Origin of the sequence: Flavobacterium sp. (assembly GCF_004295795.1) — a bacterium.
GTDB lineage: Bacteria > Bacteroidota > Bacteroidia > Flavobacteriales > Flavobacteriaceae > Flavobacterium.
The window spans coordinates 49,639-66,875 of sequence record NZ_SEBR01000022.1; the positions used below are offsets into that span (position 1 = coordinate 49,639).

Sequence of the window (17,237 nt, forward strand, 5' to 3'; positions counted from 1 at the left end):
AACCTTGTAGGTTTAAAAAATCAGGAAGAAAAAAACAGACCTGAAAGGTTTCAAACCTCGCAAGTCAATCATAGAAGTAGATGCCAGAACAACCAAAATATCTAAAGCTTTCCGGTCTCGAACCGCTTATCGTTACACCCGAGACCAACTTCATCAACGTCGGCGAACGCACCAACGTAACGGGCTCGCGTAAATTCCTGCGTCTGATAAAGGAAGAACAATACGACGAAGCGCTCGACATTGCGCGCGGACAAGTGGAAGGCGGCGCACAGATCATCGACATAAACATGGACGAAGGCATGCTCGACGGCGTTGCGGCCATGACCAAATTCCTGAACCTGATCGCAGCCGAACCTGATATTTCACGTGTTCCGCTTATGATCGATTCCTCGAAATGGGAAATCATCGAAGCCGGATTGAAGGTCGCCCAGGGAAAAAGTGTCGTCAACTCGATTTCGTTGAAGGAAGGCGAGGCACTTTTCATCGAGCACGCCAAGAAAATCCGTCGTTACGGAGCGGCCGTGATCGTGATGGCGTTTGATGAAGTCGGTCAAGCCGATAACTACGAGCGTCGCATCGAAATCTGCAAAAGATCTTACGATATATTGGTGGATAAAGTCGGATTTCCGGCCGAGGACATCATTTTCGACCCGAATATTTTCCCGGTAGCAACCGGAATGGAAGAACACCGCCTGAACGCGCTCGATTTCTTCCGCGCTACCAAATGGATACGCGAAAACCTTCCGTATGCCAACATTTCCGGCGGAGTCAGCAACGTTTCGTTCTCTTTCCGCGGAAACGACAAAGTGCGCGAGGCGATGCATTCGGCGTTTTTGTACCACGCGATCCAGAACGGCATGACGATGGGAATCGTAAACCCGGAAATGATCGAGGTTTACGACGAAATCCAGAAAGATCTGCTCGAAGCGGTCGAAGATGTTTTGCTCAACAGACGCGACGATGCGACCGAAAGACTGCTCGATTTGGCAGAAAGCTTCAAAGGTCATACCAAGTCGGATGAGAAAGTGATTCAGGAATGGAGAAGCGCGCCTTTGCAAGATCGTTTGACGCACGCTTTGGTCAAGGGAATCGACGAGTTTGTTGAGGTGGACGTCGAGGAAGCGCGCCAGTTGGCCGAACGTCCGATTCACGTTATCGAACAGAATCTCATGGCCGGAATGAACGTCGTGGGCGATTTGTTCGGAAGCGGGAAAATGTTCCTGCCGCAGGTCGTGAAATCGGCGCGTGTGATGAAAAAAGCCGTTGCTTATCTGCTTCCGTTCATCGAAGCCGAAAAAGACGGCGTGTCGCAATCGGCAGGGAAAATTTTGATGGCGACCGTTAAAGGCGACGTACACGACATTGGCAAAAACATCGTTTCGGTCGTGCTCGGCTGCAACAATTACGAGATTGTCGATTTGGGCGTGATGGTTCCGCCAGAGCGAATCATCGAGGCCGCGATCAAGCAAAACGTCGACATCATCGGCCTTTCCGGATTGATTACGCCATCGCTTGACGAAATGGTTTATTTGGCTAAGGAAATGGATCGCCTCGGAATCAAAATCCCAATGATGATAGGAGGCGCGACGACTTCTAGAGCGCATACAGCGGTGAAAATCGCACCCGAGTATAAAGAAACTGTCGTGCACGTGAACGATGCTTCGCGAGCGGTTACCGTTGCGGGAAGTTTGCTGGGAAAAGACAAAATCGAATACGCCTCGAGTTTGCGTTCGGAGTACGATAAATTGCGCGACGGCTATCTGAACCGCGGACGCGAAAAGGATTTCCTGACGATCGAGCAAGCGCGTGCGAATAAATTGAAACTCGATTTTTCTCCGGTCAAGCCGAATTTCATCGGAAGCAAAAAAATTGAGGTAGCGATTTCTGAACTCGTACCTTATATAGATTGGACGCCGTTTTTCAGGACTTGGGAACTGCACGGAAAATATCCGGCGATCTTAACCGATGAAATTGTCGGAAAAGAAGCGACCGACCTGTTTGCCGATGCCAAGCAAATGCTCAAGACGATCATAGCCGAAAACAAACTCAAAGCCACCGGAATTTACGGCATTTTCCCAGCCAATACAGTCGATGCCGACGATATCGAAGTGTCGGACGAAAACGGAAACGAACTCGTGAAATTCCTCACGCTTCGCCAGCAATCCCAAAAAACGAAAGGCGCGCCGAACATTGCCCTTAGTGATTTTATCGCTCCGAAGGACTCGAATATCCAGGACTATTTCGGTGCTTTTTGCGTGACGACAGGTTTTGGAGTCGACGAATGGGCGGCCGAATTCGAAAAAGATCATGATGATTACAATTCGATCATGGTAAAAGCGCTTGCCGACCGTTTTGCCGAGGCTTTCGCCGAATATCTGCACGAGAAGATCAGAAAAGAAATTTGGGGTTACGCCAGCGACGAAATTTTGTCGAACGAAGCTCTTATCGCCGAAGAATACAAAGGAATCCGACCGGCTCCGGGTTATCCGGCCTGTCCCGATCACTTGGAAAAACCAACGATCTGGAAACTGCTCGACGTCGAGAACGAAATAGGAGTGACGCTTACCGAAAGTATGGCGATGTGGCCGGCTTCGTCGGTTTCGGGCTATTATTTCGCGCATCCGGAAAGCAAATATTTCGGACTTGGGAAAATCAAGGAAGACCAAGTGGAAGATTACGCCAAACGCCGCGGCATTTCGATTCTCGAAGCGACCAAATGGCTGAATCCGAATATAGCCGATTAAAAACAAACTCGTTTACCAACCTGCAAGGTTTCCGAAACCTTGTAGGTTTTCAATCTGAGAAAAAAAAACAAACCTACAAGGTTCTTAAAACCTTGCAGGTTAGACCAAAAACAAAATGAAAGTAACCGAACATATCCAGAACGCCCAAGGCAAAACCCTGTTTTCTTTCGAGATATTGCCGCCGCTAAAAGGCCAGAATATCCAATCCATTTTTGATGGGATCGATCCGTTGATGGAATTCAATCCGCCGTTCATCGACGTGACCTATCACCGCGAGGAATACGAATTCAAGGAACTCGAAAACGGTTTGTTGCAAAAGAAAATCGTGAAAAAGCGTCCCGGAACTGTCGGAATTTGTGCCGCCATCCAAAACAGATACGACGTCGACGCCGTGCCTCACGTGCTTTGCGGAGGTTTCACGAAAGAGGATACTGAAAACCTTTTGATCGATCTGGACTTTCTCGGGATCGAGAACGTCGTGGCTTTGAGAGGCGACGCGATCAAGAGCGAAATGTACTTCCGACCGGAAATCGAAGGCCACAATTATGCGACAGAATTGGTTGCGCAAATCTCGAATCTCAACAACGGGATTTATCTCGACAACGATCTCAAGAACGTGAACAGCACGAATTTCTGCATCGGAGTTGCCGGTTATCCCGAAAAACACCTCGAAGCGCCGAGTCTGGATTCGGACATTTATTATCTGAAGCAAAAAATCAAGAACGGAGCCGAATACATCGTGACCCAAATGTTCTTCGACAACAAGAAATTTTTCAGTTTTGTCGAAAAGTGTCGCGCCAACGGCATCACGGTTCCTATTATTCCGGGCTTGAAACCGATTTCTACCAAAAAACAACTCAACCAGATTCCGCACCGATTTTTCGTCGACCTGCCTGACGATCTGATCATGGCCGTCGTGAAAGCCAAGGACAACGAAGCGATCAAACAAATCGGGATTGAGTGGTGTACTGAGCAAAGCCGCGAACTTGTAAAAGCGGGAATTCCGGTGTTGCACTATTATTCGATGGGCAAAGCCGAAAGTATCAAGGCGATAGCGAAAGAGATTTTCTAAAAATTGGAAAAATAATGCATCTTTGCCGTCAAATTCATAAAAAGATGGCAAAGAAAATCGCGCTAATTTCGTTCGTGGCCGCGCTATTGGGTCTAATGGCTCAATTTTTCGAATGGTTCAAGTTTTCGCAGCTTGGCGGATTTCTTCACATCGTCAACGTTTCGTATCTGGGGCAAAACCTTGAAGACGGAGCGACCAATTATCTGGCGGTAGCGTTTTTCCTCCTTTTTGCGCTGTCGGCCATTTTGTATTGGACAAGCCAATTTCGCGAGACACGGCTTTTGCGTTTGTGCTTGTCGTTCATCTTTTTCTCTAAAATCATCTCGTTCCCATTTTCGATAGGCTGGACATCTTGGCTCGTCGCTACATACGAAGAGGTGAAATTCGACTACGTTTCTATTTTGTACTGGATTTGGATCGTTTTCCTGGGCTGGCTCTGTTTTAAGGCGTTGCAATTCCTGAATTCGCAGAAAGAGCTCGCCACAGAAGAAACGCTTTACGGAGAAACGACTGTCGTACAACAACTCGCCGCTTCAAACTGGACGCGTTTTTTCCATTCGCTTTTCGACGGGATCATACTATATATTGTGATTTCGCCTTTCGCGAATGCGATCGTGACAACTTTCGTGAAAGACCTTTCTCGTTCGGAAATCGGGGCGAGTTTTCAGATTTATGGAATGATTTTCATTTGTCAGGTGCTTTATTACCTGATTTTCGAGACTATTTTCGCTTCGTCTCCGGCCAAATTCCTTTCCGAATCGAGAGTCGTCGATTCCGAAGGCCAAAAACCGAAGTTCAAGACCATTTTGGCCCGAACATTTTCGCGATTTATCCCATTCGATGGCGCGTCGTTCTTGTTCGGCGCAAACTGGCACGACCAATTTTCGTCCACCGAAGTCGTGCTCGAGAAAAGGACTGGAACGAGCGGTAGCACTTATTTGTGGTCGTTCTTCCTTTTCGCTTTGTTGCTTCCCGTCATTTATCTGATGAAAATTTCGTACGACGATCGCCAGCAGAAAGAAATCGCCCAGGAAATCGTAGCCGAACGCACGTCTTATCTCGAAAAACGCCTCGACAAACTTTCGCCCGGAGAAGTAATTTGGCTCAAAAGCACTTCTTACGCGTCAGATTGTTTTATCGTAGCCGAATCGGGGACGCCAAAAGAAATGGAATTCCGCCTCGTTACGGAAGACCAAGGCGGTAGTTATATGACTTACGAAGGATTCAATCTGAAGAAGTTCGGTGAGTTCTACGAATATTCCAAGGAAAATTTTGAAACGGTGACGCTGTCGGCAGAACACCTGAAAACGGCGATTTCCAAAGAAATAAAAACCGAAGACGAAATGTTCGGCTTTCCCGGAACAAGAGGCAATTTCACCATGGAATCGATCGATAAATTGTACGCGCCAAAGTTGAGTTGTGCAAACGTCACGTTCTACAGCGAAGGAAAATTCCGAGGAAGCACAGCGTTCGACGCCGATAAGGCCAACTTCACGATCTCAAATGACGGATCGCCCGTAAAAGTGGTGAAAATCGTATCGCACACTGACCTGAAATGGAAGGAAAGCAGCGAGAAAAATTCGTTCCCAAGGCCAGACGAAGTGATCATGCTGGAAGCGACAGGAGACGATTTCGACGAAATAGACCTGGAATTTACCGTGCGGGACGAACTTGGGCGCAATCACAAGTATCGTATGAAATCGAAATCGGTGAAAGATATGCCAGAGTTGAGGTTGATTGATTGACGCGGACTGAATCCGAATCTGTTCAAAAACTTGTCGCGCTGTGAATTCGTACGAAAACCAAAAACGATATATTTGCGCTTTCCGTTCCAAATGAAGCAACTCTACATTGGCTTTTTCCTGTTTTTTTTCGGGCTGGTTTCGGCTCAGGATTTGTCGGTCGCGGCCGATACGATCGCAGCTCCGAAACTCGATTTGCCCAAAGAAACCACGAACGTCGAGGTGTCGTATTTTCGCGGAAACATCTACAAACACACAGACGACATCACGCACCTGATCACAGGTCATCCCGAAGGCGTGCTGGTTTCAATAAACCGACAAACTTTCGGAGAAAAAGAATGGCAACAAGCCTACAATTATCCCGATTATGGCATGTCGTTCCAGTACCAGGATTTCAAGAATGTGCATTTGGGCGAGGCTTACGCGCTTGCCGTGCATTACAACTTTTACTTTTTGCACCGACTGATCCAATTTCGCATTTCTCAGGGAATCGGCATGGCGGCGCATCCTTATGACAAGGAAACCAATTTCAAGAACAACGCTTTCGGGTCGCGTTTCATGAGCAGCAATCTGTTTTTGCTCAACTTCAAGAAACAGAATATCGTCGGTCGTTTCGGACTTCAGGGCGGATTCATGTTCACGCATTTTTCCAACGGCAGATTCAAGTCGCCCAATTCGGGAATCAATACTTACGCGGCCAATATCGGCATCAATTACAATCTCGACGAAAAACAGCCGGCTTATCGAAAAGGCGACACGCTTCCGAAGAAATCCTATCGCGAGCCGTTCCGATACAGTCTTTATCTGCGTTCGGGCGTTTCCGAAAGCCAGATTACGGGCAGCGGACAAAAGCCGTTTTACCACATAAGTCTGGCCATCGACAAAAGGATCGGGCGAAAAAGCGCGCTCCAGCTCGGTTCGGATATTTTCATTTCGCAATATCTCAAAGAATACATTCGATACTCGTCAGTGGCTTATCCAGATCGTCCGTATCTTGATCCGAATACAGATTACAAACGCGTTTCGGTGTTCGTCGGACACGAGCTTTTCATCAATAGATTGTCGGTGGAAACCCAGGTCGGTTATTACGTTTACAAACCGTTCAAGTACGAATCTGACGTTTACCAACGCCTCGGAGTCAAATATTACGCGACCAAAAACGTATTCGCGGGCGTCGCGTTGAAAGCCCACGGCGGACGTGCTGAAGCCATTGAATTAGGACTCGGAATAAGAATCTGACATGAAAAAACTCCTAGCATTGTTCGTCATTTTGTTGCTCGCAGGTTGCGGCGCATCCGATTCTTGTTTCAAAAGCACGGGCGAAATCGTGACCCGACAAATCGACGTTTCCCAAACGCCTTTCACCAAAATTTCGGTGTTTCCGGGAATCGAACTCATCGTGAGCGAAGGTTCGGACTATTCGCTCTCGATTCAATCGGGAGAAAATATAATCGACGATGTCTCGGTAAAGATTGAGGGCGATATGTTGACTTTGAAAGACGATTCGGGCTGCAATCTCGTGCGTTCGTACAATCGTACCAAAGTTTTCGTGACCGCGCCAAATCTCGAGGAATTGTATTCAAACACAAACAAAGATATTATTTCGGACGGCGTGTTGCACTTTCCGATTTTGCGCCTTTTTTCGATGGATTTTTTCGATGGTGTCGGAACCGGGGATTTCCACATTCAAGTCGACAACAATCAATTGGTCGTCGAATCGAACCACGTTTCGGGCTTTTACCTTAGCGGACAAACCAATCAGGCGTTGTACAATTTTTATGACGGAATCGGACGACTCGAAGCCGAAAACCTGATCGCGGACGACATCCAAATTTTCCAGCGCGGTTCGAACGACATGATACTCCACGCGGTGACTTCGCTTTCGGGCGCCATTTATTCCACCGGAAACGTCATCTGCAAATCACAACCTGCGACCGTGAACGTCAATCGTCATTGGTCAGGACGAGTCATTTATGATTTCTGACATGAAAAAACTGCTGTTCTTTTTGCTGCTTCCGATTTTGTCGCAAGCCCAACTTCCGAAGGAATTCCAGAAACAATTGGACGAATCGGGCTTGAAATTTGAAATGCCGATAGGCTACAAAGCCACGCCAGTCAAGGCAAACGGCGATCTGCAATACTCGTTCGCGATCGTGAATGCCGATAAATCGATGGAAGTGCGGTATTCGATTTTCCCGATGAAACCGCTTTTGGAACACTACCGAAAATCGAAAGACAATCCAAACGAGACGATGATCGATCCCAACAAACTCTACATTGGGATAAATATGTCGAACGGACTCAATATGACAGGCGGAAACGAGCCTGAAATCGGGTCATTCCCAACAAAAGCCGTCAAAAAAGAATTCAATGCAGATTGGGGCGGATCGAGTTTTTTCGCGTTCAATTGCGAGTTCGGCAAAGGCTGGAAATTCGGTCAGGCGGTTTATCTGCACAAAATCGACACCGCCGACGTTATCGTCACGTTCATGAGCAACGACAAGGTAAAGCATTCCGATTTGATGGACGCGGCTTTTCACTCGCTCACGTTCAAATGATCAGAAACTTTCCTCGATCAATTCCTTGTTGATCATCGCTCCGGCGAGACTTCCGGCAAAGACCGAATTCGATAGCGATCGCATCTGGAAACAATTGTCTCCGGCCGCGAAAATGCCGTCAACTGAGGTTTTCTGGAAAGCATCGACCTTGATGTGACCCGAAATCTGGAACTCACAACCGATCGTTTTCGGGATATCCGATTGTTGCACAAACGCCGGACGCGTGTATATCGCCTCAATCTCGATTTCTTTCCCATCGGATAAAATCACGCCACTCATTTTGCCCGATTCGTTCAATATTTTCGCTATCGGATTTTCGACTATGGAAATGCCTTTGGTGTTCAGTTTCGCAAGTTTTTCCGATGTGATTTCCGATTCGCCATCCGTAAAAACGGTCAAGTCTTTTGTCCAGTTCGAGAGCAGTCGCGCCATTTCGAACGCCGTTTCCCCATTGGCCAAAATCCCCGTTTTCCCGTTCCTGAATTCGTAGCCGTGGCAATACGGACAATGGATGAGCGAGATTCCCCAACAGTCTGCCGCGCTTTCGATCTCCGGTAAAATATCCTCGATTCCAGAGGCGAACAAAAGTTTTTTCCCTGCGAAGATTTCGCCGTCCCAAGTCTTGACCTCGAAGCCGCAATGCGCGATTCTGGCCTCGGTCGCAAGCGCCGAAACGAATTCGATCGTGTCGTATTCCAAAACCTGATCTTTGGCGATTCTGGCGATCTCGGCCGGCGATTTTCCGTCTTGCGTGAGGAAATTGTGTGAATGTGGCGTTTGCTTGTTGCAAGGCGTTCCGCTGTCGATTACGAGTACATTACGGAGAGAACGGCCAAGTGCCATCGCCGCGGAAAGTCCGGCGTAACTGCCACCGATTAGTATGGCGTCGAAGAATTTCGGTTGGGACATGATCGAGGGTTTAGAAAACAAACTTACGAATTAACTCTTTATTGCGATAAAGTCGCATTAATTATTTTTATTTTTGTGGAATGAACAAGCGAAACACCAAGTCGAAGCAACTGATTCTCGATTCGATCAAGTCGGTAAAACATGCCGTGAGTCAGGAAAGCTTGCACGAAAAGTTAGGAGATTCGGTAGATCGCGCCACGATTTATCGCGTGCTGAACAGTTTTTCGGACGATGGCGTTTTACACAAAATCGTCGGCGACGACGGAAAACAGTATTTTGCCGTTTGTGTGAACTGCGGCGAAAACAAACACCAACACAACCACTTCCATTTCCGTTGCCTGGAATGCGGCACGATGGAATGTCTCGGCTCTGAGGTTTCACTGAAACTTCCATCAGGTTATCAACCTACGAACTTTAACGGCGTCATATCTGGCGTTTGTGCAAAATGCAGTACTTGAGAGTTGAAATCGCGGCGAAAAATCAGAGAAAAACTACAAATCTCAGTCTTATCTAACCGTCTAAATTCCTACAAATAAGCCGAATGGCGTCACTTCTTCCCAATTAGGTCACAAAAACAGTTTTTGTGGTTGCTGCGCTTTCGGTTCGCCTACCTTACCACACGTTCTTACCAAAAAGGATTGAGCGTTGGCACCAACCACTTTGGTGCTTCAATTCGCCGCGCTGGACTTAATTGTACCAGTGCGGTTTTTTGGTTGGCGGTAGTTATTTTTTGCGCGTCATTTCCCGGAAGACCGTTTCCAGGTCGCGGTTCTTTTGGGAAATCTGAAGTGTTTTCAAATCGTTTTGCTGCACGAATTCGAATAGTTTTGCACGCATGTCTTCGTCAGAACTGAACGTCAATTCCCAAATATTGCCCGACACGTTTTTCGAGTAAGTCAAATTCGGGATGCGGTCGATGATTTCCTGTGAAACAGCCTGTCCAAATTCGACTTCGACGACTTGTTGCGTCACTTCCTTGATTTTCTCGAGGCGGTTGTCGGCTTTGATCTGGCCGTGGTCGATGATGATTACGCGGTCGCAAATCGCCTCGACTTCCTGCATGATGTGCGTCGATAGGAAAACCGTTTTGTCCTTTCCGGCGTTTTTGATCACGCTCCTGATCTCGACCAATTGGTTCGGATCGAGTCCGGTTGTCGGTTCGTCCAGGATCAAGACTTCGGGATTGTGCAAAAGTGCGTTGGCCAGACCGACGCGTTGACGATATCCTTTCGAAAGCTGTCCGATTTTTTTGTGGGATTCGGGCGTCAGACCAGTCAATTCGATCACTTCCTCGATTCGGTTTTTGCTCACTTTGTAGACATCGGCGTTAAAGCCCAAATATTCGCGAACATACAAATCGAGGTAAAGCGGATTGTGTTCGGGCAAATAGCCAACCGATTTCTGCACCGATTTTTCGTCAGTAGAAACGTCGTGTCCGTTCACCGCAGCCGAACCGGAATCGGCATTGATATAAGTGGTCAGGATTTTCATCAAAGTCGATTTTCCGGCGCCATTCGGACCCAAAAAACCTACGATTTCACCCTTTTTTATCGAAAAGGAAACATTGTCAAGCGCCTTTTGGTTGCCGTACATTTTGGTGATATTGCTGACTTCGATGGACATATTCTGATATTTACGGCAAATGTAAACCTTTAATTGTTTTCAAGTATATTTAGGACTCTAAACGTGAATCTATGAAAAAAGTTTTGTGGCCGCTGCTTTTGGTCTCTTTCTTATCCATTGCCCAGAAAGCCGATATCGGTCAAGCCGAAGTGACGCGCATCGAAACCAAATTGGCGTCCGACGAGATGCAAGGCCGACAAATTTTCGAGCCCGGAATCGAAATCGCGTCCAAATTCATCGAATCGGAATTCGCCAGGATCGACCTCAAATTTTACGGCGAACTCAAGTCCTTCCGACAGGACTTTTCCGTCAAGGGGAAATCGGCGAACAACGTAATCGGCATACTTCCGGGAAAATCGAAACCGGATGAATTCGTGGTTTTTTCAGCCCATTACGATCACTTGGGAATGGAAACTTCGGGTTCCGACAAAATCTATAACGGCGCGAACGACGATGCTTCGGGCGTAACGGCGGTAATCGCTTTGGCCGACTATTTCAAGAAAAAAGGCGGAAACGAACGCACTTTGATTTTCGTGGCTTTTACCGGTGAAGAAATCGGCGGTTTCGGATCGCGGCATTTCTCGAAGAACATCGATCCGGACAAAGTTGTGGCGATGTTCAACATCGAGATGATCGGCACTGAAAGCAAATGGGGCAAGAATTCGGCTTACATCACAGGTTACGAAAAGTCCGACTTCGGAAAAATCCTGCAAAAGAATCTCGAAGGCAGCAAATTCAAGTTCGAACCCGATCCTTATCCGGAAATGCAATTGTTCTATCGCTCGGACAACGCGACATTGGCGGCGCTAGGCGTTCCGGCGCATACGATTTCCACCTCCAAGATGGACGACGAAAAGAACTACCACAAGCTTTCCGACGAAGTCGCGACACTCGATATGGCGAACATGACCGAAATCATCAAGTCGATCGCAATCAGCTCACAAAGTATAATTAGCGGGAAGGAAACGCCTGGTCGCGTGAGGAAAAAGTAGGCAGGGAATTCCAAATCCCAAGCCGGATCGTGAAAACTTGGCTTAAACCCTTGGTTTGCCTCGAGTCCAAAATGGAAATCAAAAAAATTCCGAGCTAATTATCCGGACTTTTTTGTTTTACCTTACCGATTGCTGTTCGATAGATTGTTGAAATTTGCATTGCCACCTACATTTAACAAAAACTACAGATTTTCTGTAATCGACATATTGCAGGATCTCCGAACTTTGCTTTCTAAGGGGAAAGGGCGAGTGTTATCCCTACAAAAAACGCCGATTTTTCCATTACAGAAAATCTGTAAAATTTGTTAAAAGTGTGCCTCGTGATTTATGTCAGTTCTCATTCTTGGAGATAATTTCGTCTGTTTACAGAAATCCGCTCGATAAAATTTATACCTGCCATCTAACGCCAACTGAGCAAAGCGAAGCTTTGGGAAAGTTTGGGATTTTGGGATTTTGGGACTTGGAATTTGAGATTTGGAATTTGGATTTTCCAATGGCGTTGCGCCGGTTCAAAATCCCACCTCGATCACTCCCTTGCCGGCGCCGGGCTTCCGGCTTTATCTTTGCGGGCTCGCTGCGCCGCCCTTGAAAAAGGATAACGCCTCAAATCCCTAACGCGACCCAAAGCGAATACAAAATCCAGACTCAAATCAGGTAATTTTTCGAAATACCTTGACTTCTACTATTGGTGCAAGAACCGAGTATTCTAACGACAGTAAATTTGTGGCTTGAAGAATTCTGGCTGCGGATTCAAAGATTCTAACAGAACACACGATTTTTAGACGCGTAGCATTTCTCTTATCGGACAGATTTTTTGTCGATTCGTCGTGAAGATTCGCGCCAGGGTTAGAATTTTAGGTTTGAAATTTGCATTGCCACCCATTTAACAAAAACTACAGATTTTCTGTAATAGACATATTGCAGGAACTCCTAACTTTGCTTTCTAAGGGGAAAGGGCGAGTGTTATCCATACAAAAAACGCCGATTTTTCCATTACAGAAAATCTGTAAAATTTGTTAAAAGTGTGCCTCGTGATTTATGTCAGTTCTCATTCTTAGAGATAATTTCGTCGGTTTACAGTAATTCGTTCGATAAAATTTATACCCGCCCATCTAACGCCAACAGAGCAAAGCGAAGCTTTGGGAAAGTTTCAGATCCAGATTTGGGATTTGGGATTTGGGATTTTGTCCCGATAGCTATCGGGATGGAATTTGGAATTTGGAATTCTCCCCGTAGTTTTTTCCGATTTTCACAAAAATTTCAAAACACCTTGGGCAAGGAAAGTTTTTTTTCTACTTTAGCCACCGAAGCAAATACACAAATGCAGAACAACTGGTTTTATTTTAGCAATTTTTATTATTTCCGCAAGGAGATCGGGATTGCTGTGTAGTTGCTCTAGGTTATTATTAATTCAGAAAACGATACGATCCCGACCACAAGTCGGGATTTTTTTTTGGCACAATTTCAAGTTCACAAATGGAAACAGATTTAACGATAGCGATTCAAGGCATAAAAGGTTCTTTCCACCATCAGGTTGCGGGCGAATACTTTGGCGAAAGTGCGCTGGACGAGTGCATGTCATTCGAGGCTTTGGTTCGTTCGCTCAAGGAAAATCGCGCCCACAAAGGCGTCATGGCGCTCGAAAATTCGATTGCGGGTTCGATTATCCCGAATTACGCGCTGATAGACAAGAACGATCTGCACATCATCGGCGAGCATTACCTGAACATCCACATGAACCTGATGGTGCTTCCGGGGCAAACGATAGCCGATATCAAGGAAGTGCATTCGCATCCTATCGCGCTGTTGCAATGCGGAGTTTTCTTTGCCGAGTATCCGCACATCAAATTGGTAGAAAGCGGCGATACGGCCGAAACCGCCCAAAGGATCAAGGAACAGAAACTCACGGGAATCGGTGCCGTCGCCGGACCAAAAGCCGCGCCAATGTACGGACTCGAAGTCCTGGCCGCCGGAATCCACACTGTAAAAAGCAACATGACACGTTTCGTGATCGTCAAAACCCAGAACAAAGTGCTTCCGAAAGAAGAAATCGACAAAGCTTCGATCAAGTTTGAACTCGACGATACGCCTGGCGCACTTGCATCGGTCTTGAATATGATGACAAGTTCCAAATTGAACCTGACCAAAATCCAATCGATGCCGATCATCGAAACGCCTTTCCAATATTCGTTTTTCGTCGATGTGGTTTTCGAAAAGTACAAGCATTACGAAAAAGCCAAAAAGATTTTAGAACTCATGACCACGCATTTTAAAGTGCTTGGCGAATACAAGGCTGGAATTCGGTAATCCAAACTTCGAAATTACTTGTCCGTTAATCGTTGTTCGATATTCGAAAAATAGACAGACGATTTCAGAATAACGAACAAGTAATTTCGAAGAGTGGATGGCAAGAAAAACGGCGTGCGAACGAAAAGAACAACCAATATTGAACAACGAATAACGAATAACGAACAACGAATAACGAACAACGAACAACGAATAACGAACAACGAATAACGAATAACGAACAACGAATAACGAATAACGAATGTTGAAGTTTTAACAATGATACGAGTAGCAAATAGACTAAACACCGTCGAAGAATATTATTTCTCTCAGAAACTGCGCGAGGTTCGGGAGTTGATTTCGAAAGGAAATCCGGTGATAAACATGGGAATCGGAAGTCCTGATCTTTTGCCTTCGGATGAAGTCATCGCCGCGATCCAAAACGCGTTACAAGATGCCGGAGCGCACCAATACCAGAGCTATCAAGGTTTGCCCGAGTTGCGAAAAGCGATTGCCGATTTCTACCGGAACCAGTTTCGCGTCGCCGCCGATCCCAATTCGGAAATCCTGCCGCTTATGGGTTCAAAGGAAGGAATCATGCACATTTCGCTCGCTTTTTTGAACGAGGGCGATGAAGTGCTGATCCCGAATCCCGGTTATCCTACCTATACTTCGGTGACAAATCTGGTCGGCGCAATCCCGAAATTTTACGATCTGACCCAAGAAACGAACTGGCAGCCCGATTTTGCAGCGTTGGAAAAACAGGATCTGTCGAAAGTGAAAATCATGTGGATCAATTATCCGCACATGCCCACGGGCGCAAACGCAAGTCTCGAGTTGTTCGAGAAACTCGTCGCATTCGCAAAAAAGCATTCGATTTTGCTCGTGAACGACAACCCATACAGCTTTGTCCTGAACGAGAACCCGATCTCTATTTTTGAGGCCGATGGTGCGAAAGACGTGGCATTGGAATTGAATTCGCTTTCAAAAACGTTCAATTTGTCGGGTTGGCGCGTCGGGTTCGTCATCGGAAACGAAACCTTGGTCGATGCGGTTCTCAAAGTCAAGAGCAATATGGATTCTGGCATGTTTTACGGCATCCAGAAAGGCGCGATCGAAGCCTTGAAGTCAGACAAATCCTGGTTCGCCAAGCAAAACGAAAGCTACAGCCGCCGACGCGAATTGGTGTTTGAACTTGCGGATTCACTCGGATGTTCATACGACAAAGATGCCGTCGGGATGTTCGTCTGGGCGAAATTACCAGATTCCATACCCGATGCGGAAGTTTTCGTGGACGAGCTTTTGTATCAGAAACACGTTTTCATCACGCCGGGAAAAATCTTTGGAAGCAACGGAAATCGCTACATCCGATTCTCGCTTTGTTTGTCCGAGGAAAAAATCCGCGAGGTTTTGACAAGATTGTGACCACGAATGTAAAGTAGTACGTGAGCCGCGAATGCGCGAATTTAGATTCGTCGCCAGCAGAAATTCGCGAATTCTCGGCTAAAAAATAAAGTGTAAACGCCTATGTGACTTGGTGTCCGCGGCAAAAAAATCAGCGCTAAGAATACAAAATCAAAAGCCTCTGTGGCAGAAAAACAAGACAAATGGAAAACGACAAATCACTAAGAAACTGGCTCAACGCCCTAAACTTAAGCCATCCACTCGTAATCGCCGGCCCGTGTTCGGCAGAAACCGAAGAACAAGTCATGCAGATAGCACGCGAGTTGAAAGACTCCGACGTAAGTTTTTTCCGCGCCGGAATCTGGAAGCCAAGAACGCGTCCGGGCGGATTCGAAGGCGTGGGAGCGATCGGACTCAAATGGCTGCAAAAAGCCAAAGCCGAAACCGGATTGCCGATGGCCGTTGAAGTCGCCAACGCAACCCACGTGAAATTGGCGTTGGAACATGATATCGACGTTTTGTGGATTGGCGCGCGTACTACGGTAAATCCATTCGCTGTCCAGGAAATCGCCGACGCACTTCAAGGCACGGACAAAATCGTACTCGTAAAAAATCCGGTAAATCCAGATTTGGCGCTTTGGATTGGCGGAATCGAGCGTTTGTACAATGCCGGAATCCGCAATCTGGGAGCGATCCACAGAGGTTTTTCGACGTATGAAAAGACCAAATACAGAAACATTCCGGAGTGGCAATTGCCTATTGAACTGCAAAGCAAGTTTCCAGATTTGCCTATCATAAACGATCCGTCCCATATCACCGGACGTCGCGATATGGTCAAAGATGTCGCCCAACAAGCGCTCGACCTGAACTTCGACGGACTGATCATAGAAACCCATATCGATCCCGACAATGCCTGGAGCGACGCGGCCCAACAAGTCACCCCTACGAATCTCAAGCAAATGTTCATCGACCTTAAAACGCGAGAACTCACGGTCGAAGAAAGTGATTTCAATTCCAAAATGGCAAAATTGAGAACCAAAATCGACGAAGCCGACACGAAAATCCTGGAAATTCTGGGAAAGAGAATGCAGGTCGCCGACGAAATCGGGGCTTTGAAAAAAGAGAAGAATGTCGCGATTCTCCAAAACAAGCGCTGGAACGAAATCCTCGACAAAATGATTGCCGAAGGGTCGTCAAAAGGCCTTACCGAAGACTTTGTTTTGAAGATTTTCAAGGCGATTCACCAGGAAAGTATTACGCATCAGGAGAAGGTTATCAATAGTTGATTTTTTTCTTTTTTTGAGCTTTTTCCGGCTGACCGGCACTAGCTTTTTTGCAAAAACCGGTTTTTCTTGGGTTTAAAACGAGCTTCCTGCGGTCGCTGTTTTAAACTTAGAAAAATGCGGTTTTTTCTGCAAAAGGCTAGTTGCCGTCATCCGGGCTATGGATTGTCCTAAGACGATCTTTATTCTTTTTGTTTTCCTTTTGTGTTTACGGAAATTATCTCACTCTCGAAGCCTAAATAAATGAGCTTCGCTCATTTTGCTTATTTTCGACGGCTTCGCCGTCGCGTGCTTTGAATTTCTTTCGTCGCCTGCCAGCGGGGCTTACTTTTACTTCATTGATTTTTATTGTTTTTTTAAGGATTCAGTGAACCTCGTTCCTCGGTTTGCCTCGCCGCAAAAGTAACAAAAAGGCTCGCGGCACGACCGATTTTGGCGACCTGACAGCCTTGGAAATTCGGAAATGAAAGGAACTCGCGGAGCCAACCGATTGTTTCCGTCAAAGACACATCTGTTTTTTGCCACGAAGACAACCGGGAAGTTCTCAAAACCCAAGATTTTCCTGCGGAGACAATTTTTAGCGCCGCGAAGCAAGCTAAAAAGCAAATGAACACTTCCGATTAG

General features: G+C 46.6%; 13 protein-coding genes. 11 read left to right on the plus strand and 2 right to left on the minus strand.

Going from position 1 to position 17,237, the window contains the following annotated elements; genetic code table 11:
- Positions 1-80 precede the first annotated feature (80 nt).
- The 6 genes from metH to EOO49_RS15875 all read left to right on the plus strand — a co-directional run bounded on the left by metH (position 81) and on the right by EOO49_RS15875 (position 8,116).
- Positions 81-2,744 (plus strand): methionine synthase, encoded by a 2,664-nt coding sequence (gene metH / locus EOO49_RS15850; RefSeq protein WP_290847460.1) that lies wholly within the window; start codon positions 81-83, stop codon positions 2,742-2,744.
- A 115-nt stretch (positions 2,745-2,859) separates the two neighbouring features.
- Positions 2,860-3,816: a methylenetetrahydrofolate reductase [NAD(P)H] gene (metF, locus tag EOO49_RS15855; protein ID WP_290847462.1), complete on the plus strand. Its 957-nt coding sequence runs from the start codon at positions 2,860-2,862 to the stop codon at positions 3,814-3,816.
- 44 nt (positions 3,817-3,860) lie between these two features.
- Positions 3,861-5,561 (plus strand): RDD family protein, encoded by a 1,701-nt coding sequence (locus EOO49_RS15860; RefSeq protein ID WP_290847464.1) that lies wholly within the window; start codon positions 3,861-3,863, stop codon positions 5,559-5,561.
- Between the two features lie 90 nt (positions 5,562-5,651).
- A complete protein-coding gene (locus tag EOO49_RS15865; RefSeq protein ID WP_290847466.1) occupies positions 5,652-6,797 on the plus strand; it encodes an acyloxyacyl hydrolase in 1,146 nt (381 codons plus the stop codon).
- Position 6,798: 1 nt separating this feature from the next.
- Positions 6,799-7,542, plus strand: a complete 744-nt coding sequence (locus EOO49_RS15870; protein WP_290847468.1) for a head GIN domain-containing protein — start codon at positions 6,799-6,801, stop codon at positions 7,540-7,542.
- Position 7,543: 1 nt separating this feature from the next.
- A complete protein-coding gene (locus EOO49_RS15875; protein WP_290847470.1) occupies positions 7,544-8,116 on the plus strand; it encodes a hypothetical protein in 573 nt (190 codons plus the stop codon).
- Here the strand turns inward: EOO49_RS15875 and EOO49_RS15880 are convergent, their stop codons facing one another.
- Entirely contained in the window at positions 8,117-9,025 is a 909-nt protein-coding gene (locus EOO49_RS15880; RefSeq protein ID WP_290847472.1) for an NAD(P)/FAD-dependent oxidoreductase, read from the minus strand.
- 80 nt (positions 9,026-9,105) lie between these two features.
- Here EOO49_RS15880 and EOO49_RS15885 point away from each other — a divergent pair, with 80 nt between their 5' ends.
- Positions 9,106-9,483 (plus strand): transcriptional repressor, encoded by a 378-nt coding sequence (locus EOO49_RS15885; protein WP_290847474.1) that lies wholly within the window; start codon positions 9,106-9,108, stop codon positions 9,481-9,483.
- A 265-nt stretch (positions 9,484-9,748) separates the two neighbouring features.
- On the opposite strand, the gene gldA is transcribed toward EOO49_RS15885, so the two are convergent.
- Positions 9,749-10,648 (minus strand): gliding motility-associated ABC transporter ATP-binding subunit GldA, encoded by a 900-nt coding sequence (gldA, locus tag EOO49_RS15890; RefSeq protein WP_290847476.1) that lies wholly within the window; start codon positions 10,646-10,648, stop codon positions 9,749-9,751.
- Positions 10,649-10,719: 71 nt separating this feature from the next.
- Here gldA and EOO49_RS15895 point away from each other — a divergent pair, with 71 nt between their 5' ends.
- From EOO49_RS15895 to EOO49_RS15910, 4 genes are all read left to right on the plus strand, one after another.
- Positions 10,720-11,640, plus strand: coding sequence for a M20/M25/M40 family metallo-hydrolase (locus EOO49_RS15895; protein ID WP_290847478.1), 921 nt, complete (start codon positions 10,720-10,722; stop codon positions 11,638-11,640).
- Between the two features lie 1,476 nt (positions 11,641-13,116).
- Positions 13,117-13,947, plus strand: coding sequence for a prephenate dehydratase (locus EOO49_RS15900; protein ID WP_290847480.1), 831 nt, complete (start codon positions 13,117-13,119; stop codon positions 13,945-13,947).
- Positions 13,948-14,205: 258 nt separating this feature from the next.
- A complete protein-coding gene (locus EOO49_RS15905) occupies positions 14,206-15,351 on the plus strand; it encodes an aminotransferase class I/II-fold pyridoxal phosphate-dependent enzyme (protein ID WP_290847482.1) in 1,146 nt (381 codons plus the stop codon).
- Between the two features lie 182 nt (positions 15,352-15,533).
- A complete protein-coding gene (locus EOO49_RS15910; protein WP_290847484.1) occupies positions 15,534-16,616 on the plus strand; it encodes a bifunctional 3-deoxy-7-phosphoheptulonate synthase/chorismate mutase type II in 1,083 nt (360 codons plus the stop codon).
- Positions 16,617-17,237 lie beyond the last annotated feature (621 nt).

Excerpts from the sequence above, each read along its gene's own strand:
- metH (WP_290847460.1), top strand. The coding sequence starts at position 81 with ATGCCAGAACAACCAAAATATCTAAAGCTTTCCGGTCTCGAACCGCTT.
- metF (WP_290847462.1), top strand. The coding sequence starts at position 2,860 with ATGAAAGTAACCGAACATATCCAGAACGCCCAAGGCAAAACCCTGTTT.
- EOO49_RS15860 (WP_290847464.1), top strand. The coding sequence starts at position 3,861 with ATGGCAAAGAAAATCGCGCTAATTTCGTTCGTGGCCGCGCTATTGGGT.
- EOO49_RS15865 (WP_290847466.1), top strand. The coding sequence starts at position 5,652 with ATGAAGCAACTCTACATTGGCTTTTTCCTGTTTTTTTTCGGGCTGGTT.
- EOO49_RS15870 (WP_290847468.1), top strand. The coding sequence starts at position 6,799 with ATGAAAAAACTCCTAGCATTGTTCGTCATTTTGTTGCTCGCAGGTTGC.
- EOO49_RS15875 (WP_290847470.1), top strand. The coding sequence starts at position 7,544 with ATGAAAAAACTGCTGTTCTTTTTGCTGCTTCCGATTTTGTCGCAAGCC.
- EOO49_RS15880 (WP_290847472.1), bottom strand. The coding sequence starts at position 9,025 with ATGTCCCAACCGAAATTCTTCGACGCCATACTAATCGGTGGCAGTTAC.
- EOO49_RS15885 (WP_290847474.1), top strand. The coding sequence starts at position 9,106 with ATGAACAAGCGAAACACCAAGTCGAAGCAACTGATTCTCGATTCGATC.
- gldA (WP_290847476.1), bottom strand. The coding sequence starts at position 10,648 with ATGTCCATCGAAGTCAGCAATATCACCAAAATGTACGGCAACCAAAAG.
- EOO49_RS15895 (WP_290847478.1), top strand. The coding sequence starts at position 10,720 with ATGAAAAAAGTTTTGTGGCCGCTGCTTTTGGTCTCTTTCTTATCCATT.
- EOO49_RS15900 (WP_290847480.1), top strand. The coding sequence starts at position 13,117 with ATGGAAACAGATTTAACGATAGCGATTCAAGGCATAAAAGGTTCTTTC.
- EOO49_RS15905 (WP_290847482.1), top strand. The coding sequence starts at position 14,206 with ATGATACGAGTAGCAAATAGACTAAACACCGTCGAAGAATATTATTTC.
- EOO49_RS15910 (WP_290847484.1), top strand. The coding sequence starts at position 15,534 with ATGGAAAACGACAAATCACTAAGAAACTGGCTCAACGCCCTAAACTTA.